Source organism: Aeromonas sp. 602200, from assembly GCF_049173895.1.
Lineage (GTDB): Bacteria > Pseudomonadota > Gammaproteobacteria > Enterobacterales > Aeromonadaceae > Aeromonas > Aeromonas veronii_A.
Map to the genome: position 1 here is coordinate 48,444 of NZ_JAAKSL010000018.1, position 22,876 is coordinate 71,319.

The following is a 22,876-nucleotide window of genomic DNA, read 5'->3' on the forward strand; positions in this document are numbered from 1 at the left end:
TGAATGGCAATAGCAATGGCGGGATGATCCCGCCTTCTCACGCATCAAGATCAAAGCGGGCGATGACCGCCTTCAGCTTGCCGGTATCGCCAGCCAGTCTGGCTACGATCTCCTCCCCCTGCTGACTACGCTGACAGGATTGCCGACTGAGCGCGGCAATGTCGTCGACCGTCCCGGATACCTCGGCGGCCACCCGCGACTGCTGCTCGGTTGCCACCGAAATGGCCTCCAGCTGGCCCGACAGCGACTGAACCAGCTGGTTCATGGCACTCAGGGTATCGGTCACCAATCCAACAGCATCCCGCCCTTGATCTACCAACCGGGTACCGCTGCTGACGGTACTTACCGTCTGGCGAGTCTGCTGGGAGATGGCCGCAATAGTCTGGCTGATCTCGGCGGTTGATTGATGGGTGCGGGTCGCCAGCTGGCGTACCTCGTCGGCCACCACCGCAAAACCGCGCCCCTGCTCACCTGCCCGTGCCGCCTCGATCGCCGCATTGAGGGCCAGCAGGTTGGTCTGCTCCGCAATGGTGGCGATCACCTCGGTGATCTGCCCCACCTGTTCACTCTGATGCTCCAACAGCCCCATGGCCTCGTTGGCCTGCCCAATCATGGTGGCAATCTGCTGCATGGTATCGCTCATTCGTGCCAGCGCGGCCTCTCCCTGACGGGTCTGCTGCTTCACCTGATGGGCACCATCCGCCACACCGGCAATGTTGCCAGCCACATCACGAGCACTCACCGACATCTGATCGATAGCCGCCGCCACCGCATCGACCCGCTGATCCTGCTCCGTCAGATCCGCCACTATGGCTCTGGTGGTGTTGCCCACATCAAGACAGGCCTCTTCAACCTGTCCCACTGCGCCCTGCAACTCGCCGACCAGATCACGTAACTGGGCAGACATCCGGTTGATGGAGCCAGTCAATCCACCCAGCTCATCCTGACCCGTTATCGGCAAGGGCTCGGCCGCCAACCGACCATCCGCAACCAGCCCCGCCCGGATCACCAGACTGGCAATGTCACGGGTCAGACGACGGCTAAAGAGCCAGGCGACCAGCATGCCAAGCACGATGGCGCTGCAGGTAGCCAACAGTAGAGTCTGGTTGATAGCCCTCCCGGCTCCGGTCATCTGCGCCGAAATCTGATCCACCTCGGCACGGGTTTTCCCCACCTGCTGGACCAACTGCTCGCTGAGGCTGGACTGCATCGGCTCGATGTCGGTGGCCATCAGGTAGTTGGCCTGATCCCAATCCGGCGCCTGGCGCTTCTCGATCACCTGCCCCACCAGCTCGGAGAAGGGGGTCGCCATCTCTTCAAACAGCTGCCAGAGACTGCGCTGGGTCTCGGTAAAGAGCGCGGCTTGCTGTTTCACCTCAGCCACTCGCTGCTGATGAAACTGGTAGTAATCCTGATATTTGCTGCGGTATTCGGGATCGCCTGAGATAAGAAAATCCCGCAGGGCGGAGAGGGAATTGGCGAGGCTGTTGTAGGCATCTCCCACCTGTTTGAGCAACATGCGACGATCGCCCGCGAGTTGATCCTGCGGAGTGCCAACTTCTTCATTGGCAAAGGATTGCAGCTGATCGAGCGCCGCCTCTGCCAGCGGACCCGCCTCCTGCAACATCAGGGTATGAGCGGGCAGATTCTCTTCGCTCTGGGCTATGGTCCACACCTTCTCCTGATGGCTTTTGAAGGTCTCGAGAGACTTGGCGAGCGCCGGGCTGAAGGCCTGATGGGCGATGGCCTGCCAGGCCGACTCCCACTCCAGCTTGAGGCGGGAAGCCTGAGCCGGATCCTTGCCGAGGATCAGATAGCCACGCAGGGCAGAAACGGTGGCCACCAGTGCTTTCTGGCTCGCCTCATCCCGCTGCAGAGCGGGCAGCGCCTGCTCCAACAGGGTGTGTTGGGCCTGATTGATCTGGGTCAGCCGGTAATAGACCAGCGCGGAGGAGAGCAGGATCAGCAGGTTGATAAAACCGAAGCTGAGCAGCAACTTGCTTGAGATTTTCATGAACATCCTTGTTCAAACGGAGGGATCCAGCCAACAGAATCAGATAGATATCAGTGTAGGCAATCTATCTTGCCAAGCCCGGTGCCACTCTTGCAACTCGCTGCGTGGCATCGGTCTGGCAGAGAAGAACCCCTGACAAACATCGCAGCCCAACTTTGCCAGCAACCGCCAGGTCTGCTCATCCTCTACCCCTTCAGCCACCGACTTGAGGCCCAACTTGCGCGCCAGCTCGATACTGGACTCGATAATGGCCAGACGGGATGGGTCTTCAAAACAGCGGTCGACAAAGGAGCGATCCAGCTTCAGTTCGGTAAAGGGCAGCAGCGCCAGTTGCTGCATGGAGGAGTAGCCGGTACCAAAATCATCAATGGCGAGGCCAAAGCCGTGCATCCGCAGCCGGGTCAGCACCTCCAGCGACTTGCCCAGATCCTGTACAAAGGCGCTCTCGGTCACCTCCAGGGTGATAAGCTCGGGGTTGATGCTCCAGCGTTGACACTGATTGATCAGGGAATTGCACAGATCGCCCTCGATCAGCGAGGTAGTGGAGAGGTTCATCGACAGATTGAGCGAGAGTCCGGTCTCTTCCCACAAGTGACCATCACTAAGGGATTTGCCGATGATCACTTCAGTCAACTGATCGATCAGTCCGTTGCGCTCCGCCAGTGGAATAAAACGCCCCGGAGAGATCAGGCCGTACTCCGGGTGCTGCCAGCGGGCCAGCGCCTCCATCCCGACCCACTCGCCGGAGGCAAAGCTCACCTTGGGCTGATACCAGGGCAGCAACTGATCCTGCTCGAGTGCACGGCACAACTCATCCAGGCCGATCCTGTGCCCCTCCTCCTCCCTGGCAGGCTCCTCCCGGGGTGACCAGGCATCGATCAGCAGCTTGAGCTGCTGCTGGGTAGAGGGTTTCTCTATGCGGCCGAGCACCTGCAAGCCATAGGCGGCACTCATCCGCAACACGGCCTCCACCACATCGTCTTCAAGGGCGCTGGAGAGGATAATCCCCCCGCGAAAACCGCCCAGTGACAGGCGGCGCAGCAGTGCCATGCCATCCATGCCCGGCATCCGCAGGTCGCAAAACAGGATATCGACGGCGTGTTGCTGGCTCAGTACCAGCGCCTCGGCACCATCGGCCGCCTCCAGCAGATTCTGGTAACCCAGGCTGCGGACCTGGTGCAGCAGCGCCTTGCGCTGAAATCCATGGTCTTCCACGACCATAATGACCAACTCATGTTGTGCTTTTTTCATCGAGCCATAATCCAATGTCGTGGGCGATCGCCGTCATCAATAGCTGCACCTTGCTGGTCAGCTCATCCAGTTCCTCAAGCTGCTTCAATCTGGCAGCCGACTCCAGCCTGGCAGCCTGTGTGGCCAGCTCCTGCAGCCCGACCATGCGGGCTGCCCCCTTGATCCGGTGGGCAGTTTCTACCAGTACGCTGAAATCATGGCAAGCCAGCGCAGCCATCATATGAGCCCCATCCTGACGATTGGAGTCGAGATATTCCGCCGCCATCGCCCGCGCCGTCGGCTCATCGCCAAACAGGGTCAACCAGCGTTCAGCCTGAACGGCCAGCACATCATCGACCGCCGTCACCGCTGTACCACCCGCCGGTACCGACTCAGCGAGCCAGTGTGCCAGCAGCTGGCGCAGGGTATCCAGCGGGTAGGGCTTGAACAGCATGTCACTCATTCCCGCTTCCACCATACGGGCATGGGCCTCTTCCGAGGTATCCGCCGTCACCCCAATAATGGGCGCCGTCACGCCCGCAGCCCGCAGCGCCTTGGTCAAGGCATAGCCGTCCATCACCGGCATGTGGCAATCGGTCAGCAACAGGGAGAATGGCTGCCCCTGCCAGGCCCGCAACGCCTTCTCGCCATCTTCCACTACCTGGGATTCAATTCCGAGGATAGCCAGTTGTCGTGCCAGCAGGGCGCGATTGACCGGATGATCATCGGCCACCAGCACCCGTCCTCCCAGCTTGTCGGCCAGCGCAGGCAGAACCGGGGCGACCCGTTCCTGCAGCAGTTCGAGACAACTCTCCAGCAGCAGATCCGGGTAGAGAGGAGAGAGCCCCAATCGCCACCACAACTGACCGCCGATCCGGCCGCGAAGGGCCTCGTTCGGTGACGATATGATCCCTCTCAATGAGACATGCTGCAACCATCCCTGCCACTCACCGCCGAGGGCCTGCTCCAACCACAGCTGATCAGCCAGCAGCAACCCTTCCAGTGAGCGGTTGAGCTGGCTGGCATCCAGATGCCTTAGCTTGGCGCCCAACCGCCGCATGGCCGCCTCGAGGCTGGCATCGGCGCTGAAAAACCACCATTCGGTGCCAGCCAGCGGGGGCGCATCCCATTGAGGGTTGGTCAGCGGCACGGTAAAGCGGAAACGGGATCCCTCTCCCGCCTTGCTGGTCAGGGTGAGTTCGCCCCCCATTTTGCGCACCAGCTGATCACAGATTGCCAGCCCCAGCCCGGTACCACCAAAGCGGCGATTGATGTCGGACTCCACCTGCTCAAACGGAGTGAACAACAATGCCTGTTTCTCCTCGGCAATCCCGATACCGGTATCGCGGATACTGATAGCAAGCTGATCGCGCAGGTAGCTGACCCGGATGGAGACCTCCCCCTGTTCGGTGAACTTTACCGCATTGTTGAGCAGATTGGAGATCACCTGACCGACCCGTACCCCGTCGATATCGGCCCAATCAGGTACATGCTGGCCCCACTCCAGCGTCACGTTGAGCCCCTTGCTATGGGCCAGGGTAGCGTGGCCACGGATCGCATCGCAGATCACCGTCTGCAACCGGCTGACCTGACAATGCAGTTGCAACTGACCCGCCTCGATCTTGGAGAAATCGAGTATGTCGTTGACCAGATAGAGCAGGTTGTTGGTCGAGGTGACCACATTACGCACCATGTAACGTTGATCGTCGTTGAGCTCGCTCATTTGCAACAACTCGAGCATGCCGTGCATGCCGGAGATGGGGGTGCGTAACTCGTGGCTCATGGTGGCCAGAAAGCGGCTGCGCGCCTGCATCGCCTGCTCGGCATAAGCACGTGCCTCGCGCAGCTCATGCTCCTGCTGCTTGAGGGCCGTGATGTCCTGAATCACCCCGTTGAGGATCAGCGCCTGCTGCTCCTGACGGACAAAATTGCCGCGTACCTGCAGATAGCGATCCCCGTCAGGGCGCTCCACCTTGACCTCCAGATCGAGGGGGGCCAGGGTCTCGGCATGGTTGGCCACCTTGCTGACAAACTCCTGCAGGGCCTGTTCGGTAAAGCCAAATACCTCACCACCCGATTCAGCGTTAAATAAATCCTGATGAGATACCCCCAGGATCTCGTTGGCCCCCTGAGAGGCATAAAGAAAGCGTCCCTTGCCCGGCCCCAGCCACAGATACTGGTAGACTACGCCGGGCATGCTGTCGGTGATCTGGGTCAGGCGAGTTTCAGCCTGACGAGCACGCTCCTCGGCTTCCTTGATACGGCTGACATCGGTCAGCACTGTCAGCACACCCCGCATGTTGCCATCGGGGTCCCGGTAAGGGCGCTTGGCATAGATAACATGAAAAGGGGTGCCATCGGCACGCAAGCTATTGCCGGCCCCCTCCAGCTCCTGGCCGCTTTGCCATATCCTGCGCTCCTCTTCCAGCACGCTCGCACGCAGGGGCTCGGGGATGCTTTGCAGGTCGTCAAGCGCCTCGCCATTGACATCAACGAGAAAGGCATCGCGATAAGCCCGGTTGCAGAGGGTTATACGCTGCTCGCTGTCGCGCAATGCCACCATGGTCGGCAATGAGTTGAGCAGGGTCTGTACAAACAGCAACTGTTCGTTGAGTTTGCTCTCTGCGATTTTCCGCTGCGCAATCTGGCGACGCAGGCTGCGGGCCCAGAACATCACCAGCAGACCGCAGGTCAACAAGGCCACTCCGCCCAGCGCCAGCCACTTGTAGAACTGGCTGTAATCGGATTCGACATTTACCGAAACATTGAGCCAGCGCCGCTCCAGCAGTTGCCACTCCTCATCCGTGATGGTCAGCAACAGCTTGTCCATGATCCGCAGCAGCTCGGGCTGCCTGATATCAACGGCCATGCTGATGGGCACGGAAAACTCGGGGGAGCTCAGCACCACCTGATACTTTTCGTTGAAGCCCTTCATGGCCTGCTGCCCCAGATTGGTCATGGTCAACAGCACATACTCGGCTTTCCCCGTATCAAGCAGGGTAAGCAGCTCGGTATCCTTGCCCACTTCAATGACGTTGCCACCATGGGCGCTGATAAGAGAAGCTTCATAAGAACCGGTCACGCCACCAATCAGGCGCCCTTTCAGCTCCGCCAGCGACTTCAACGGGCGTGCGCCGCGCCGGGATACCACATAGCTGTCGAATTTAAGGTAGGAGGAGCTGAAGGAGGCAAATGCCTCGCGATCCCTGAGCGGTGTCATCAGGGGGATCAGATCCACCTTGTGCTGTTTCAGCAGAGCCAGAGACTCTTGCCAGGTGCTGGTCGGCTCAAGTTCAAAGCGGATCCCCGAGCGCAGACTCAACAACTTCATCAAATCTGCCGCATAGCCGTGCAACACCCCTTCGTCATCAATCTCGCTGATACCGGCAAACGACGGCGCAACGGCAAACCTGACCACCTTGCTCTTCTTCTTTAACCAGGCTACCTCGTCTGGTTCCAGCAACAAACCCGCCTTGAAACGGCTGTCTTCCTGATTCAGCCGCAACCGGGCATCAGCCACCGGGATCCGCTGGTAGGCCTGCCAGATGCGATCCGTCAGCGCCGGGTCATGGGTACTGGTTGCAATGGTCAATGCACTACCGGGGATCCAGTCCGGGATCACAATCCCCATCGACTCAGGCAACCGCTCCATCTCCATGGCAATGATCGGCCCCAGAGCCAGATAAGCATCGGCCGCCCCCAGTTTGACCATATAGGTCGCCTCGTCACGGCTCTCCAGCTCGGTCACATGAGGCATCCCCAGTCGCGCCAGCTCATTGCAACTGCCAAAACCGCGAATACAGACCCAGCGAAGCTTGCGCGCCTGTTCCAGGGTCAAACGTTGATCCGGATGGCGCATCAAGATGGCGCGGGCGTAGGAGCCCAGATAGCCAATATGATTCATCCCCTCCAGCTCGAGCGCATCGAGCTCGACCCCGATCAAGGCATCAACTTGGCGTCTGTTCAGCGCACCACGGGCATCCACATAGGAGTTGTAGGAGACATAGCGCAGGGAGACCCCCATTTCTGCCGCAATACGCGAGGCCAGCTCCTTGAGCGGACCGGCATAGCGCTGATTGGGCAGTTCATAGAGGAACGGAGGATAACCACCACGGGGCACCCCGACCACCAACTCTTCATCAACCGCACTCTGGTGGTCCGCCACTGCCTTTTCCAACTGGGGAACAGCAACAGCAGGCAGGCCGGAAAGCAGCAGCAACAGGGGGAGAAAAAGCTGACGAAAGAGTGACATGAAGTCTTGTCCTGATGAGTAAAACAGATAGGCCACCATATCTAATCTTGCCGATCCTGGCGGAACAAGGCGAGAAAACATACGCATCTGTCACAAACGGGGCAGAGAGGATAGTGCCGGGGCACAGAAAAGTGAATAAAAAATCAACCTGCAAACACAAAAATGGCAGGCATTACGCCTGCCACGTCACCACGGGGAGAGCGTTTACCCTCCCCTATGGATCAGGTTATTCGATTCCCGAGCCGAAAGCCGGTTTGATACTCGCTTTCGCGGATATGGGCGATCTGTCCTTCAAACCCTTCCAGACCAATATCTTTCAGCAGGGCAGGTGACAGATTGACCACGGCGAGACGACGCTCGACCCGGGCAATCCTTCTCTGGACCAGGGATTCAACACTGCGCAGTAAAACCAGTTCGATAGACATGACATTCTCCAGTTGAACATGCGGTTCTCCCGGAGAAAGTGGATATCACCCTGCGGGACGAACCGCGGGTGATAAAAAGACAGGGGTTACCTGTTTACGCCACGCGGTAAAAGAGCACGAGATTTCACGCCGCACGCAGTGCCGCGAGAGAATGCAAAATTGAGCATCAGATGTTGCATTTTCATCTCCTTACCGAGTAAAAGTTGAACAGGTTGCAGAAGTCTAAAAAATATCCGAATTTAAAACAAGCCTCTTGCGGCTCCTTTTTAAACGTTTTTACGGCATTTTATGCTGTCCGTCTGGCAACGATGCCAGCACATCAGATCCCCGAGAGTAGCCGGTACTCTTCCAGTACATAGGTATCCGTCATGCCGCTGACATAATCGAGCAGCAACCGCACCCGGTAATACCACTCCTGCTCGTTCTGGCAGGCAAAACGCTGATCCGGGGTGGCGATCGCCAATCGATAGGCCTTGAGATGGCGGGCCGAGAGGCGGTGATAGAGACGGCGCGCAAAGAACAGCGCCTGACTCCCCTCCCCGGCCAGCAGGCGAGCAAACTGTGGCGCTGGCAGCGCCAATAGACAGGCATAACTGGTCAGCACCCCGCGCAGCGCCGCATACCCCTCCAGCTCAAGCGCTTCCACTTCGGGGCGCATAAAGACCAGCTCGCGGGCCACCTGCTTGAGGATGTCGAGCACCCGCGCCGCCGGCGCCTGACCATGCAGCAGTGCTTGCGGATAGGAGCCCTGCAAAATGGCCTGATGTTCGCTGACATAGCTCTGCGCCGCCAGCGCAACCAGATCCCGGGTAAGTTGCTGGCGAAAATGGGGGAAAAAGCCCCGACCACTGGCAAGCGCGTCATCCAGCAAGGTGCCCATGTAGTCACTCTGGTCAGCAGCTCGCAGTGCCGCCAGCAGTTCACCCAGAGTCAGGATCCTCCGATCTACCGCATCTTCCAGATCGGCGATGCAGTAGGAGATATCATCGGCCGCCTCCATGATGTAGACCAGCGGATGACGGCATCCTGGGGCCAATCCCAGACTCTGGCCGAGGGCACGGTAGAGCGGCTGCTCGCTAAAGAAGATGCCCCGTTTGCTGCTCCAGCCATGATGTTGGCCATAGCTCACCCCGGGTTGAGGCTGCTGCGGGTATTTGCAGAGCGCCGCCAGTTGCCCGAGCGTCAGATTGAGCTCGTGCAGACTGTGCACCAGCCGCAAGCTCTGGGCGTTGCCATCAAACAGTTGCAGATCCTGACGCAGCTCAGCCCACTGGGTCGAGGGGGGCTGCGCCAGCGCCTGCTGATAGAGGGGATCGAGCATCTCGCCGAGCCACTGGCTCATCACCTGCTCGCCAAAGTGGCCAAACGGCGGGTTGCCCACGTCATGAAGCAGGCAGGACATCTCCACCAGATTGATAAAGGCCCCTTCGCAGACCATCCCGGCTGGCAAGGCGGCCAGAATACGGCGGCTGATCTGGCGACCGGTCTCCTGCACCTCCAGCGAGTGGGTGAGGCGACTGCGCACCGAGGCCTTCACATCGAGCGGAAAGACCTGGGTCTTCTGCTGCAACCGGCGCACCGGCGCCGCCTGCACGATACGGGCGCGATCCTGCTCGGTCGCCTCCAGCAAATCCTCGTCCCCCCAAGGGTGGATGCGCGCAGGGGTAATCAAACGGCTATACATCTTGCAGCTCCTTGCCAGCCACTTCCATCAGACTCAAGACAACCTCCAGCCTCAAGACAGCAACCAGCGCCGCAGCCGGGCGATATCGCCCGGATATTCCCGGCGCAACGTCTCAATCCAGTCTTCCACGTTCTCCCACCAGGCGGGATGATCCGGGCTCTGGATCAGCTGAGCCGTCTGCTGCAAACGACGCAGGCCAATGGAGCCTGCCGCCCCTTTTATCTTGTGCGCCTCCTCCACCACCCCCGCCTGATCCCGGGCGATCATGTTGGAGTCGAGCACCGCCATGTAGTCCGGCATCATCTTCTCGAACAGCTCGACGCTGGAGAGCAGCACCGGCTTGCCCACCGTATCGGCATAATCAGTGAGGAAGGGAATATCCAGCAGGGCATCCTGATTGCCCGCATCAGCTTGCTCGTCCGCTTCATCCTCGGCCAAACCGGCAAACAGATGGCCAATCACCTCCCGCACAGCCTTCGAGCCAAGCGGTTTGTTGATCACATCCCGCATCCCGCGCTCCAGATAATACTGGCGATCGCCGGTAGAGTTGGCCGTTAGTGCCACCATGGGCGGCAGGCTGTCGCCATAACGCTCCAGCAGGGTTTTCGCCACATCGAAGCCGGTCATGTCCGGCAGCTGGATATCGAGCAGAATGAGGTCGAAATCATCCGGATTGGCCATCGCCAGCGCCTGGGTGCCATCCCGTGCCACCTGCACCTGATGACCCAACTTGCCCAGCAGGGCGCAGGCCACCGTCACGTTGAGCTCCACATCTTCCACCAGCAGGATATCGAGGGAGGGCATCTCCTCCTCCTGCTCCTGCGGCACTGGCTCGGCGCAAGCTACCTCCAGCTCGGCGGTGAAGCAGGAGCCTTCGCCCGGCTCACTGTCCACATAGAGCTGGCCGCCCATCGCCTGCACCAGCTGACGGGAGACCGCGAGGCCAATACCGGTGCCGGTGGCGTGTTTCTTGCCCTGCACCTGATAGTACATGGCGAAGATCTTCTCCTGCTGGGCGCGCGGGATGCCGATGCCGGTATCCTCCACCTCGAAGTGCAGGGCCAGCTTGCCCGGCTCGTCGGCAGGATGAGAGAGGCAGCGCACGGTGACGCCCCCCTCGTCGGTAAACTTGACCGCATTGCCCACCAGATTCCACAGCACCTGACGCAGACGGGTACCGTCGGCTATCACGAATTGCGGCATGTCGCCATCGCGATCGAAATGCAGATATAGCCCCTTCTGCTCCGCCTGAATGCGCGACAGGGTCTCCAGCTCGTCGAGGAAGGCAGGCAGATCGATGCGGGTCGGCGCAATTTCGAGGCGACGCCGATCGAGTTTGTCCAAATCGATGATGTCGTTGAAGATATTGCCAAGGGTCACCGCACTCAGGTGAATGGTCTTGAGCTGCTGGTGCTGCTTGGGATCGAGGGGGGTATCCATCAGCATCCGGCTTAAGCCCACGATGCCGTTGAGCGGGGTGCGCAGCTCGTGGCTGATGGTGGAGATAAAGGTAGTCTTGTCGCGGCTCGCCTTCTCCAGTTTGTCCTGATACTGCTTGCGCTCGGTGATGTCGCGCCCAAAGCCGAGCAGGCCCAGCCGCTTGCCGAAGCGATCGAAGAAGGGCACTTTGCGCAGCTCGAAGTAGGCCTTGCGGCCATCGGGATACTCCAGCCACTGTTCATAGGTGAGGGGCTCATTGCTGGCAAAGACCTGCTTGTCGGTCTCCACCACCTTGTTGGCAATCTCCTGCTTGTAGACATCGAAAGGTGTGAGGCCAATCAGCTCGCTCTCCGCCTTGCCGGTCAGCTCCTCCATGGCGCGGTTGCAACCGGAGAACTGCTCATCCTCATTGCGGTAGTAGACCAGATCCGGGGAACAGTCGATAAAAGAGCGCAGCAGAGCGGTACGCTCCCCCAGATGAAGCTGGGCTTTCTCCCGCTGGAACACCTCGTTCTCGAGATCCTCGATGGCCTGCAGACGCAGTGCCTCGGCCCGGTTGGTCTCGGCAATCTGGGCATTGAGGCGACTGATGTTCTCCTGCAACTGACTGTTGAGCTCCAGATCCCGCTCGCGCATATCCTGCAGCTTGCGCACCATCCGGCTCAATCGCTGACGGGAATCCTCCAGCTGATCCACCACGATGGAGAGAAAATAGACCGCCCAGGGGGTCACCAGCAGGCCAAAGAAGACCGAGCGCACGAAGTCGATCACATCAATATTGCCGCGCAGGAACAGGGTCACCCCCATCTGGATGGCGACAGCCAGCACTATGATGCCAGCCGCCAGAAACATGCTGAAGCGCACCAGTCCCAGCTTGGTCATCAGATCGACGTAATATTGTGCCCAGGATTTAATCTGCTTCATCTTGTTATTTTCTCCCCCATATCCGCGAACAGAATACCAGCACAGAGAATTGAACTCTTCTTATCTCGCACAATTAATTAACGATTCGCCTAGTGAAATGAGTGAGTTAGGATATTTGATGAAATTCTGTCAGTTGCCATTAAGGGTGGCCCCCTATAATCGCCCACCTGGTAATTTAAACGCGTTTAATTTAGGAGTTATCTGATGCGCAACACTACCCTGCTTGGTCTGGGCCTGCTGGTCGCAAATAGTGCATATGCGGATTTGGGAACCATTCCCAACGAATCGGGCTGGTCCGGTTTCCTGCTTGGCGGCGTCAACGTCATCAATTACGAATCCAACTTTTACAGCGGTGACGACGAAAATCGTCGACTGAGCGGACTGGGCAGTGCAGAGAGCAGCTCCGCCGTCGCCCCGCTGCTCAACGCAGATATCCGTTACACCTTTGCCGATACCCGCACCCAGGTCTTCCTCGGTAACCTGATCCAGGATGCCATCCGTTTCGACTTCACCCAGCAACTCGGTATCCGCCAGGAGATGAGCAACAAGGGCACAGTGGCCGGCTCCGTGGTCTTCAATGCCATGCCAACCGAGCAGTGGAGCGATCCCTTCGCCGTAAGCGTCGATCGCCAGTCGACCGATATCAAGTCAAAAGGGGTGCGCTTCGCCTGGGACAATATCTGGGGCAGCAACTTCTTCGGCAGCCTGACCACCCGCAACATCGAAGTCGATGAAGAGCGCAGTGGCAGCCAGTATGGTGCCGACACGGCGGCCAAGCTGGATCGCAACGGCAAGATCCACGCCCTCGACCTCTCCTACAAATGGCAGCTGGCAGCCGGTCAGGTGCTGGAGCCGGCTTTCATCCACCGTCAGGCTGACCTGGACGGCAGCGCCCAGAGCTACAAGAGCAACGGCCTCCAGTTGACCTACGGCAAGCGGGCATCCCAGTGGTCCTTCGTCAGCAACCTCTATCTGGGTCAGACCAAATATGATGAAGCCAACCCAATCCCTGACTTTGGTAACAAAAAAGCCGACTCCGACGAGTTTGCCCTGACCGGTACCTTCTTCTGGCACCGCCTGTTCGGTATTGCACCGCTCTCGGCAACCTTTACCGCTGGCTACGCCAAGTCCGATTCCGACATCAACTTCTACGATTCTGAATCGGTGATGTTCAACACCGGCCTGCTCTACAACTTCTAATAACGGTTGTGAGCACCGATACAACAAGGCCACCCGAAGGTGGCCTTGTTGCTATCCGGCATTTGCCTCAAATACCCAAAGAGTCGAGCAGATCATCGTGATCATTACTGGCTGGCGCAGCGGCTGCCGGGGCCGGCTTGGCGGCATCCTGCTTGGCTTGGGCGATCAGGGCGTCAGGATCCAGCTCCTCGTGCTCCATCCCCTCATTGTGAATGCGAATAAACTCGGTCTTGTCCATCGCCAGCTCCAGATAGAAGATGTTGTTGCGGGCGGTGAAGAAAGTGACGCGGCGGGACTCCGGACTGTCAAGATTGGTATCGACGCTCAGCATCACCTGCTTGTTGAGGGCCAGCATCTTCGGCTGGTTCTGGGTAATGTGAGTCTGCAAATCCCGGCCCACCTTGACGGTAAAGCTGCCAACGATCTGGTTCATCAGTTCGCCCATCACGTTGCTCACCTCGTCAGAGGTATGGGAGATGGCGAGATCCTCCTTGGAGAGCCCCATGCTCAGCATGTAGCTCTCGTACAACTCCATGGCGGCAGCGGCGGAGAAGTTGATCACCACCAGACCGGAAAAACCGCCATCGAACAGCACGAAGCAGCCGATATCCGGCTTGAGGCAGGTCTTGCTGATCCGCTGCACCATGCCGGAAAACCGCACCTGACTCATGGTCGCGGCACTCAACACATCGGTCACCGAGTTGCACAGGCTGAGCAGTACATCCTCAGTCGTCAACACGACGTCATCATCGGCTCTTGTCACTATCATGGGACCTTCCTGAACATCGAGAATGGGCTTATCTATACCATAACTCTAACAGATGGCGCGGCCCGAAGACTGAAATAGCGACACGCCTCTCAGTTGACGCCGTTATCAGCAGCCGCAGGGGTAAAACCGCTCAGCTTGGCGAGCCGGTCACGCCATCTGTCGGCCTGCTGCGCCAGCACCTGTGGCTCATAAGGCACGATCGGATGAGCCCCCCAGATGGGGCCGGGCCAGGCAGCATCGGTGGCGAAACGTGCGACATGGTGAATGTGCAGCTGTGGCACCAGATTGCCCAGCGCCCCTATGTTGATCTTGTCCGGACTGAGGGCCTGCTCCATCAGGGCGGCGACGGCGCAGGACTCCTGCATCAGCTGTTGCTGCTGCTCCGGTGCCAGATGATGGATCTCGCGCAGGTTGGCTACTCGCGGTACCAGGATCAGCCAGGGATACTGGCTGTCTTTGGCCAGCAAGACACGGCAGAGGGGCAGATCCCCGAGCCACCGGGTATCTGCCTGCAGGCGTGAATGCAATTCAAACATGAAAACCTCGTTGAGTACGATGAACAGAGCGCCTGAAAAAGGTTGTCCACGTTACTGCAACGGGCAGAAAACTTAAAGCTGTGGCACGGCCCAACCGATAAAGCGCTTGCGCAGGGCCGGATCTGCCTGGAGGAACAGCTGCTGCAACTGCCCTTCCAGCTCGCTGGCTGCCACAACGGGTTGCCCCCCACCGGATAGCGTAGCCGTTGGTTGTGTAGTCACAGCGACGGCCGTCAGCGCCGCCTTGCCGCCGCTGCGGTTGTATTCAGCCAGTTTGCCGCTCCAATCCACCCCAAGCAGCATGCCGCTGGTCACCAGCACATCCTGCAGGATGGCAAGCGCGCGGCCATTCTCCTGCAGCGCTACCACAGGAGCCTTGGCATACGCCTGCATCCCCCGCTCGTCTCCCGGTACGCTGGCCGTCAGCTGCAAATGCTGATTGCTGCCCTGATAGCGCACCACCTGCGGCTCGGAGCGTACCTGCCGATCATTCTCGCTGCTGCTGCGACTGGGGATCACCCCCTCGAAGCGCACCAGCAGTTGCTGCTCGCCATCCGCCAGGGTGGCATGCTGCTCGTCTTGCAAGGTGCCGTTGCTCACCGCGAGGATGCGGAAATTCTCCGGCACCTTCACGTCCACCATGGCCTGCACACTGCCTGCCCCCAACACTGCACAGAGCAGCACAAACCCGGTCAACCCTCTATTATTCTTCATTCCCGCTGATCTTCCTGATGCCGATGATGGGCGCAGGGTAGCAGCCGAAGATGACAGAAAAATAACGCCGCTCAGAGCAGGTAGTGGGGTCGCTCGGCAAACCACTGCGCCAGCACCTGCTTGAACAGCCGGATCTTGCGCGGCACCCGTCGCTGCTGGGCATGCAGCACATGGAGCTGATGCAGGCCACTCTGCCACTCGTCGAGCACAGTCACCAGCTCTCCTGCCGTCAGCAGCGATTCCACCAGCATTAGCGGGCACTTGGCATAGCCCATACCGGCGCGCGCCAGTTGCAGCACTGTGCTGTAGTGGTTGGCCCGCACCTTGCCCTGCACCAGAATGTGGGCCTCCTCCCCCTCACAGATAAAGTGCCACTGCTCCCAGGCCGGATTGTGCCCCTGCAACAGACAGTTGCGCCCGCTCAGCTCATAGGGCGTGGTAGGACTCCCCTCGCGCGCCACCAGTGCGGGGCTCGCCACCACCACATCCTTGAGCCGCCCCAGCGGCAGGGCCACCAGATTATCCGGCACCTCGTTCATAGCGCGCAGGGCGATGTCGTTCTCCCCCTGGCTCATGTCGACCATCTGGTTGGTGAAATTGAGCTCCACCTCCACCCCCGGGCAGAGCGCGGCAAAACTGGTCAGCAGCTCACTCACCATGCGATCGCCGGTACTGACCGGGCAGGTAAAACGCAGTCTTCCGCTATCCTCTTCGGTCAGCGCCTGAATATCCTGCTCCGCCTGCCGAACCAGCGCGAAGATCTCCCCCGCCTGCTGGTAGAGGGTCTTGCCCGCCTCGGTCAGACTGAGGCGGCGGGTGGTGCGCTGCAACAGTTGCGCATTGAGGGAGGACTCCAGCGCGCTGACGTGGCGGCTCAGCATCCCCTTGCTGACCCCCAGCATATCGGCCGCAGCCGAGAAACTGCCGCGCAGCACCACCTCATAAAAGCTGGCCAGATGGGCGATATCCATCATTAGCTCCAATATGGAAACAATGGGTTTATTTTACGCGCTTTTTCACATTTTCTGTTGCGCTAGAATCGATACATTCCAACCAGGAGTGATGCAGATGAAAATTGTGATTGTGGGTGCCTCCGGCACCGTCGGTTCCGCAGTCAGTGAACTGCTTGCCAAAGATCATCAGGTGATCCGGGTCGGCCACAGTCGTGGCGATGCCACGGTCGACATGCGCAATCCCGCCTCCATCAAGGCGCTGTTCGCCAAGCTGGGCCAGTTTGATGCACTGGTTGTCGCCAGCGGCAGCGTGGCCTTCAACGGCCTGACCGAGATGACCGACGAACAGTGGCAGGTGGGACTGGAGAGCAAGCTGATGGGCCAGATCAACCTGACCCGCGCCGCCATTCCCTATCTGACTGACAAGGGCTCCATCACTTTGATCAGCGGTATTCTGAGCGAGGAGCCGATCAACTGGGGCGTGAGCGCCAGCACAGTCAACGGCGCTATCGATCACTTTGTGAAAGCGGCCGCCTGCGAGTTACCCCGCGGCCTGCGCATCAATGTGGTGAGCCCCACCGTGCTGGAGGAGTCGATGGACAAATACGCTGACTTCTTCCCGGGCTTCGTACCGGTACCCGCCGCCAAGGTAGCGCAGGCCTACAAGAAGTCGGTGCTGGGCATCCAGACCGGCCAGGTGTTCAGGGTCAACGGCTAATCGCCGCTCGCTTGCCGCCAGACCAGCAATAAAAATGGGCCCCATAGCGGGGCCCGTCTGTTTATCTGCCTCTCTCCTTCACCATCAGCAAACGTTTGTTTGTTGGCGACAAAAAAAGAGCGCAACCCTTAGTCGATCAGACCGTACTGATCGCGCAGCACCTCGATGATCTCCTGCTTGGGATTGGCAGAACGCGCCAGCTTGTGGCCGATAATCTTCTCGGCGATCCCGACATAGGTGTTGGAGATATCCATCATCACTTCGGTCGGCAGCTTGTTGTCGCGGGCCAGGGCAAAACGTTCCGGCATGCGGTTCTTGTTGAGCAGGATGTCCGGATCCGGGAAGTGGTTGAGCAGCCACTGACGGAAACCCTCTTTAGACTTCTCGACAATCTGGCCGTCGCGCAGGGCGGCGCCATCCCAGATACGGGAGCTGTCGGGGGTGCCCACTTCGTCCATGTAGATCAGCTTCTCGTTGCCTGCCGCATCGTGGACATAACCAAACTCGAACTTGGTATCGACGAAAATCTGATCCAGCCCGGCCAGCGCGTCGCTGATGACGTTGAAGCCCTCTTTGAGCAGCACTTCGTAGCGGTCGATGTCGGCCGGCTTGCTGAAGTTGAAGCCCTTATAATGGCGCTCGATATCGGCACGGGAGACGTTGACGTCATCGGCTTCCGGCACGCCATCCAGCCCTTTCAGCACGCCCTTGGTGGACGGAGTGATGAGGATCTCCGGCAGCTTCTGATCCTTTTTCAGCCCTTCCGGCAAGGTGATGCCGCAGAACTCGCGCTCGCCATCCTTGTAGGCACGCCACATGGAGCCGGTGATGTACTGGCGGGCAATCGCCTCGATCATCACCGGACGGGCTTTTTGCACGATCCAGACGAAAGGGTGCGGAATATCCAGAATGTGGCTGTCGGCCAGTCCCTTCTCCTTGAACAGCTTGAACCAGTGGCTGGAGATGGCGTTGAGCGCCGCCCCTTTGCCCGGTACGCCGTTCAGGCCATCCTCACCTTGCCAAATGCAATCGAAGGCCGAGATGCGATCGCTGATCACCATGAGGGCGAGGGGCGCATCGGCCGGCACATCATAGCCTTTCTCTTTTATGAGCCGGGCACTGTCTTCGGGGGTCAACCAGTAGACGCTGCGCACTTTGCCGGAATGGACAGGTTTATCGGTACGGATCGGCAAATCGTCATTCACCGCCAATACTTGATCTGCAAGACTCATGGCTAATAACACTTCCTGTTTGTGGGGGGGTAAACATCGCGAGTCCCTCACCTGCGCGCTCTGTTTGCAACGGGCTGGCAAGGGGGCTCGCATCATCGAAAACCGCTCGGAATCCCCGCGTTTTCAGGGGGATTTTGATAACAAAACAGGGGCACAAGGCCCCTGAATTTATTCTGCTTTTGCTGCTGCCTGATCGGCCAGCCCCTTGGCGAACGCCTCGGACAGGCTGATATACATCTGGGAAATAACCCCGGACGATACCGGCTTCTTGTCCTTGTCGAACAGGGTGATGGAGGTCTTGCCTCCCGCCATTTCGCCAAGCTGGAAGCGGTATTTCTCCTCCTCCAGTTTGAACGGCTCGCTCCCTTTCGCCTTCCAGAACTCGGCACCCGGCTCTTCGTACTCGACGTCGATCCAGCCCAGTGACTGCTGGGTATCCTTGATGGTGAAACCGTAAGCAGGCAGTACCTGGTTGAGGCGACGCCACACCTGATCAAAGGAGCCTTCGGCAATCCAGGCGCTCAGTTCGTTGTTGTCCAGACCCAGTTGCAGACCCATGCCATCGTTGGACTTGTGCTGCTCGCGGGCTTTCAGCTGGCTGTCGTAATAGAGAGAGAACTGGTTCAGCACTCGCGCGGCATAGCGCTGGGCATCGGCAGGGGTCAGCTTGTTGCTGGTCTCGCCGTCGATGGTCTCTTCGTGATCCAGTACCCGGACCGACATATTGACAGCGTGGCGCTGGGCATCGTTGCGCACGGTGAACTGGTAACGCTGACGGATTTTGAAGTCTTCGTCATCTTCACCCCAGCCATCGAGAGCGACCGTGTTGTCAAACCAGCCGGTCTGCAATACGCCATCCTGCTGATCCAGCTTCTCGGTGGTGACCTTGTATTTGGCCAGGAAGTTCATCAGGAACGACCAGGTATCGCGCTCCACGCTCTGGCTGGTGCTGAGGGCATAGAAAGCAACGGTCGGTTCGGTTGCGCTCTGCACCACCTGACTGCCCGGTACCACGGTCAGCAGCTGAGCGGGTGGGCGCACATCGACCTGGGCGCCGAGGGCACCTTCACGGCTGCTCTCGGGAAGCGGCGGAATATCGTACTGGCTGTTGAAGGTGGGGGCACTCAATCCTGCGGGGATCAAGAACGCGCGGCCCTCGAGGCGGGCATCTTCATAACCGAAGTCGCGGTTGGCCATTTTGCGATCCTGGGGGGTGCTGCAACCGGCCAAGACGGCCACAGTCGCAACGCTCAGCACCAGACGGGCTCTATTTCCCTTTCCATTAGATTTAAACACTCGCCATCAACTCCGCTGTGGTCAGTGCTCGCGCCATCAGCTGTTCGCCCTCGGGAGTGAGGTCAACCAGCGGCAGGCGCAAGGTGGCTGTTGCAATCAACCCCAGTTGGGCACAGGCCCATTTCACCGGGGTGGGGCTCGGTTCGCAGAACAGAGTCTTGTGCAACGGCATCAAGAGATTGTTGATGTCATGCGCCTGTCCGGCATCACCGGCCAGCGCAGCACGACACATGTCGGCCATCTGGGCCGCTGCAATGTTGGTGGTGACCGAAATCACGCCATCGCCACCTTGCAGCATAAAATCACAACCAGTGGCATCGTCGCCACTGTAGAGAGCAAACTCCGGCCCGCACAGCTCGCGCAGCCGCGGGGTGCGGCTCAAATCGCCGGTTGCCTCTTTCAAACCGATAATGCCGGGAACCTTGGCCAGACGGGCCACGGTCTCCGGTTTGAGATCGCAACAGGTGCGACCGGGCACATTATAAAGAATTTGGGGCAGACCACTAGCCTCGGCGATCGCACAATAGTGGCGATAGAGACCTTCCTGAGTGGGCTTGTTGTAGTAAGGAGTCACCGAGAGGCCCGCCACCACGCCGGTTTTGGCCAGTCGCTTGGTCAATTCAATGGCATGGGCAGTATTGTTGGAGCCGCAACCGGCGATGACGGGAATGCGTCCGGCGGCATACTCAACGGTCTTTTCAACGACGGCGATATGCTCCTGCTCGCTCAGGGTCACCGATTCCCCTGTGGTACCCACCGCAACAATGGCGCTGGTTCCGGCGCTGACATGATAGTCGACCAGTTTGGCCAGACTGGCCCAATCGACCCCACCTGAAGCCAGCATGGGGGTAACGAGCGCAACAATACTACCGCGTAACATGGACTTTTCTCCCGATTTTCAGGGGCGTAATGGTAAAGCTGCCCCCTTTGAAAAACAAGGGAGAGAGGGGGCAAGCCGTGATACCATCCGGAACAAAAAGTAATGGACGAAAGTCGGCAGCGTCCCTCAGGGAGTGGTCATCAGGGCCGGAGGGTTGGCTTGCCAGCGCGGCTTTCGCAACGAAATAACGGACGAGAGAAGATTTATGACTCACTACCTGGTCGTAACGGCCATCGGCACGGACAGGCCTGGCATCGTCAATGAAGTGACCCGCCACGTCAGTGGCTGTGGTTGCAACATTGTGGACAGCCGCCTTGGCATCTTCGGCAATGAATTTACCTTTATCATGCTGCTCTCGGGCGACTGGAACAGCATGATGCAACTCGAAATCAGCCTGCCCCTGCGTAGCCAGGAGTGGGATCTCATCACCATGATGAAACGCACCGAACGCCACCAGTCCCTGCAGTATGACGTCCGCGCCAGTGCCGACCTGTTGATCCGCGACGAGCCTGGCATCGTAAGCCAGTGCACCCAGTTCTTCAGCGAACATGGCTGGAACATTCAGGCGATGCAATCCATGACCCTGGAGCAGCAGCCGTTCAACCTGCTGAAGATCAGTTTTCAGCTCAATCTGGCCAGAGAGGGTGAAGTGGAAGGTTCGCAAACCGCCTTCGCCGAATTCTGTCGTCAACTGGGTGCCGAATCGTTCGAGTTTACCGTCAATCGCAAACACGCCTGAGGGCGTTTTACCCGAGGAGACACCATGCAACCACTACAAGCTGGCAGCCCCGCCCCCGATTTCTCCCTGCCCGACCAGAATGGCAATCAGGTCAGCCTCGCTGGCCTGCGCGGCAAGAAGGTGCTGGTCTATTTCTACCCCAAGGCTATGACCCCCGGCTGCACTACCCAGGCCTGCAGCCTGCGCGATGTGAACGCCGAGTTGGCCGCCCTCAATGTGGTGGTGCTTGGCATCAGCCCGGATCCGGCCAAACGGCTGAAAAAGTTCGAAGAGCGGGACCAGCTCAACTTCACCCTGCTGGCCGATGAAGACCACGCCGTCGCCGATGCCTTTGGCGTCTGGGGCCCGAAGAAGTTCATGGGCAAGGAGTATGACGGCATTCACCGTCAGAGCTTCCTGATCGATGAAGAGGGCAAGATTGCCCACCACTTCGACAAGTTCAAAACCAGCGATCACCATCAGGTGGTACTGGATTTCCTCAAGGGATAATCCTCCCCTGCGTCATTGAAAGGCCTGCCATGCAGGCCTTTTTTGTCTGGTCAGCCGCCCCTTGCCAGCGGATTTTTCTCACCAACTCCCCCGCCCAGATCAAAAAATTCATTTTATATATGGGTTAACGTGACCCCAGAATCATCTTCCAGCGAGATATCCCATGAACATGAGCAACACAGAACGTTTGATCCTGAGCAACCAGTACGAAATTCTGGCGAAACTCAATCCGGAGAAAGCGGACGTCTACCAGCGCGCCAGCACCATCATCGAGCGCGGCTACTGCCTGCAGATCCTCGAGCTGGAGAAGAGCTTCGGCCATCTGGATCTGGCAACCTGCCAAGAGGTGATCGACACCCTGGAGCTGCACCACGCGCTGGCCATCTCATGGGGCAATCTGGATGCAGCCGATCAGGGCGAGATCAACGCCAGTCGGCTGGAGTTCAACGGCTACAGCCGCAGCCAGGAGCGTGAGCTGGCTGACTACGTCTGCTTCCTGCTGGAGGTGGACAAGCGCTTCCCCGAGCTCAAGTGCCCGTGCGACGAGCTCTCCAGCGACATCGCCATGCGCGACAAATACCAGCGGATGCTGCAGGTGTGGCGTCAGTGTCCACGTCAGTACAAGCTCTCCATCCAGGAGATCCGCAAGGTGCTGGCGGCCTGATCCGCATACCAACCGCAACAAAAAAGGCGCCACTGGCGCCTTTTTGCATCTGAAACGGGTTATTCGTAGAGAAAGGATTTATCGAGCTGCTGGAAGGCGGCCTTGAGGGTATCGGCCAGCTCTTCATAGCGCGGCTGGGAAACCAGCTGGCGGCGGCCACCCTGCTCGTTCATCTTGCCGTTGATCTCCCGATACCAGCTCGCCAGCGACGGGGGCAATCGGGTATCGGCACGCTGGCCGAGCCAGTAGTAGCCCTGCAGCGGCAAACTGAGCAGAAACAGCACGGAAGTGATGACAGAAGGCCAGTAGTGCAGCTCGCCAAACTGGAACTGCAGCATCACGCTCAACACCGCCAGTGCGGGGATCACCTTGAGGGCGAACTCGGTCGCCTTGATCACCCGATTTTCAGGAAACATCGAATTGAGCTCGGGACGGCGCGGCCAAAGCGTCATATAATGGCGGCCTTGCTGTAACTTAGTTCCAAAAATGTTCATGCTCATACTACCTCCGAGCGCTTTTTGAACGTACTAACGGCAAAACCTCGACAAAATTTGATGCAAAGTAACAAAGGTTGAGGATGACTTTGTTATTTTTCAACAATCGGGTTATCCTTTGTACGCCCATTTTTGCGTCAAAAGCTTCTTGCTATTGACCTGTCAGGGACGTCTGGATTTCGGGTCTTGTATCACTATACAAGGGGCAAGCAACAGATTGCCA

Annotated in this window: 19 protein-coding genes; 5 read left to right on the forward strand and 14 right to left on the reverse strand. The window is 58.8% G+C overall.

What is annotated here, in order from left to right:
• Positions 1 to 37: 37 nt before the first annotated feature.
• The 6 genes from G5221_RS18265 to arcB all read right to left on the reverse strand — a co-directional run bounded on the left by G5221_RS18265 (position 38) and on the right by arcB (position 11,969).
• The gene (locus G5221_RS18265; RefSeq protein ID WP_266135435.1) at positions 38 to 2,014 is read right to left on the reverse strand and encodes a HAMP domain-containing methyl-accepting chemotaxis protein; all 1,977 of its coding nucleotides are present in this window, start codon (positions 2,012 to 2,014) and stop codon (positions 38 to 40) included.
• Positions 2,015 to 2,053: 39 nt separating this feature from the next.
• Complete coding sequence (locus G5221_RS18270) at positions 2,054 to 3,265, reverse strand: EAL domain-containing response regulator (protein ID WP_216952920.1); 1,212 nt, start codon at positions 3,263 to 3,265, stop codon at positions 2,054 to 2,056.
• A complete protein-coding gene (locus G5221_RS18275; RefSeq protein ID WP_266135436.1) occupies positions 3,246 to 7,496 on the reverse strand; it encodes an ATP-binding protein in 4,251 nt (1,416 codons plus the stop codon). Before G5221_RS18275 ends, G5221_RS18270 begins: the two co-directional genes overlap by 20 nt.
• A 221-nt stretch (positions 7,497 to 7,717) precedes the next feature.
• Positions 7,718 to 7,921: a hypothetical protein gene (locus tag G5221_RS18280; RefSeq protein WP_245133436.1), complete on the reverse strand. Its 204-nt coding sequence runs from the start codon at positions 7,919 to 7,921 to the stop codon at positions 7,718 to 7,720.
• A 319-nt stretch (positions 7,922 to 8,240) separates the two neighbouring features.
• Positions 8,241 to 9,605: a dGTPase gene (gene dgt / locus G5221_RS18285; protein ID WP_216952917.1), complete on the reverse strand. Its 1,365-nt coding sequence runs from the start codon at positions 9,603 to 9,605 to the stop codon at positions 8,241 to 8,243.
• 51 nt (positions 9,606 to 9,656) lie between these two features.
• Positions 9,657 to 11,969 (reverse strand): aerobic respiration two-component sensor histidine kinase ArcB, encoded by a 2,313-nt coding sequence (arcB, locus tag G5221_RS18290; RefSeq protein ID WP_216952916.1) that lies wholly within the window; start codon positions 11,967 to 11,969, stop codon positions 9,657 to 9,659.
• A 204-nt stretch (positions 11,970 to 12,173) separates the two neighbouring features.
• Between arcB and G5221_RS18295 the strand changes: the two genes are divergently transcribed.
• Positions 12,174 to 13,169, forward strand: a complete 996-nt coding sequence (locus tag G5221_RS18295; RefSeq protein WP_216952915.1) for a DUF2860 family protein — start codon at positions 12,174 to 12,176, stop codon at positions 13,167 to 13,169.
• 67 nt (positions 13,170 to 13,236) lie between these two features.
• On the opposite strand, the gene G5221_RS18300 is transcribed toward G5221_RS18295, so the two are convergent.
• The 4 genes from G5221_RS18300 to G5221_RS18315 form a co-directional block, all read right to left on the reverse strand.
• On the reverse strand, positions 13,237 to 13,938 hold the full coding sequence (locus G5221_RS18300; RefSeq protein WP_227341980.1) for a DUF3334 family protein: 702 nt from the start codon (positions 13,936 to 13,938) through the stop codon (positions 13,237 to 13,239).
• An 89-nt stretch (positions 13,939 to 14,027) separates the two neighbouring features.
• Positions 14,028 to 14,474, reverse strand: a complete 447-nt coding sequence (locus tag G5221_RS18305; protein WP_266135438.1) for an HIT domain-containing protein — start codon at positions 14,472 to 14,474, stop codon at positions 14,028 to 14,030.
• Between the two features lie 72 nt (positions 14,475 to 14,546).
• Positions 14,547 to 15,188 (reverse strand): DUF2057 domain-containing protein, encoded by a 642-nt coding sequence (locus G5221_RS18310; RefSeq protein ID WP_266135439.1) that lies wholly within the window; start codon positions 15,186 to 15,188, stop codon positions 14,547 to 14,549.
• 71 nt (positions 15,189 to 15,259) lie between these two features.
• Positions 15,260 to 16,159, reverse strand: a complete 900-nt coding sequence (locus tag G5221_RS18315) for a LysR family transcriptional regulator (protein ID WP_266135440.1) — start codon at positions 16,157 to 16,159, stop codon at positions 15,260 to 15,262.
• A gap of 97 nt (positions 16,160 to 16,256) precedes the next feature.
• Between G5221_RS18315 and G5221_RS18320 the strand changes: the two genes are divergently transcribed.
• On the forward strand, positions 16,257 to 16,859 hold the full coding sequence (locus G5221_RS18320) for a short chain dehydrogenase (RefSeq protein ID WP_266135441.1): 603 nt from the start codon (positions 16,257 to 16,259) through the stop codon (positions 16,857 to 16,859).
• 128 nt (positions 16,860 to 16,987) lie between these two features.
• On the opposite strand, the gene G5221_RS18325 is transcribed toward G5221_RS18320, so the two are convergent.
• From G5221_RS18325 to dapA, 3 genes are all read right to left on the reverse strand, one after another.
• On the reverse strand, positions 16,988 to 18,091 hold the full coding sequence (locus tag G5221_RS18325) for a phosphoribosylaminoimidazolesuccinocarboxamide synthase (protein ID WP_245147344.1): 1,104 nt from the start codon (positions 18,089 to 18,091) through the stop codon (positions 16,988 to 16,990).
• Positions 18,092 to 18,259: 168 nt separating this feature from the next.
• Entirely contained in the window at positions 18,260 to 19,387 is a 1,128-nt protein-coding gene (gene bamC / locus G5221_RS18330) for an outer membrane protein assembly factor BamC (protein ID WP_005349235.1), read from the reverse strand.
• Entirely contained in the window at positions 19,380 to 20,267 is an 888-nt protein-coding gene (gene dapA / locus G5221_RS18335) for a 4-hydroxy-tetrahydrodipicolinate synthase (protein WP_266135442.1), read from the reverse strand. The genes bamC and dapA overlap by 8 nt, the downstream gene beginning before the upstream one ends.
• 205 nt (positions 20,268 to 20,472) lie before the next feature.
• Between dapA and G5221_RS18340 the strand changes: the two genes are divergently transcribed.
• From G5221_RS18340 to G5221_RS18350, 3 genes are all read left to right on the forward strand, one after another.
• Positions 20,473 to 21,006 carry a glycine cleavage system protein R gene (locus tag G5221_RS18340; RefSeq protein WP_216949630.1) on the forward strand — a complete coding sequence of 178 codons (534 nt, stop codon included), beginning with the start codon at positions 20,473 to 20,475 and terminating at the stop codon, positions 21,004 to 21,006.
• A gap of 24 nt (positions 21,007 to 21,030) precedes the next feature.
• The gene (gene bcp / locus G5221_RS18345) at positions 21,031 to 21,495 is read left to right on the forward strand and encodes a thioredoxin-dependent thiol peroxidase (protein ID WP_005358255.1); all 465 of its coding nucleotides are present in this window, start codon (positions 21,031 to 21,033) and stop codon (positions 21,493 to 21,495) included.
• 163 nt (positions 21,496 to 21,658) lie between these two features.
• Entirely contained in the window at positions 21,659 to 22,159 is a 501-nt protein-coding gene (locus G5221_RS18350; protein ID WP_005341125.1) for a YfbU family protein, read from the forward strand.
• 59 nt (positions 22,160 to 22,218) lie between these two features.
• On the opposite strand, the gene yfbV is transcribed toward G5221_RS18350, so the two are convergent.
• Positions 22,219 to 22,659, reverse strand: coding sequence for a terminus macrodomain insulation protein YfbV (gene yfbV, locus G5221_RS18355; RefSeq protein ID WP_005339116.1), 441 nt, complete (start codon positions 22,657 to 22,659; stop codon positions 22,219 to 22,221).
• Positions 22,660 to 22,876 lie beyond the last annotated feature (217 nt).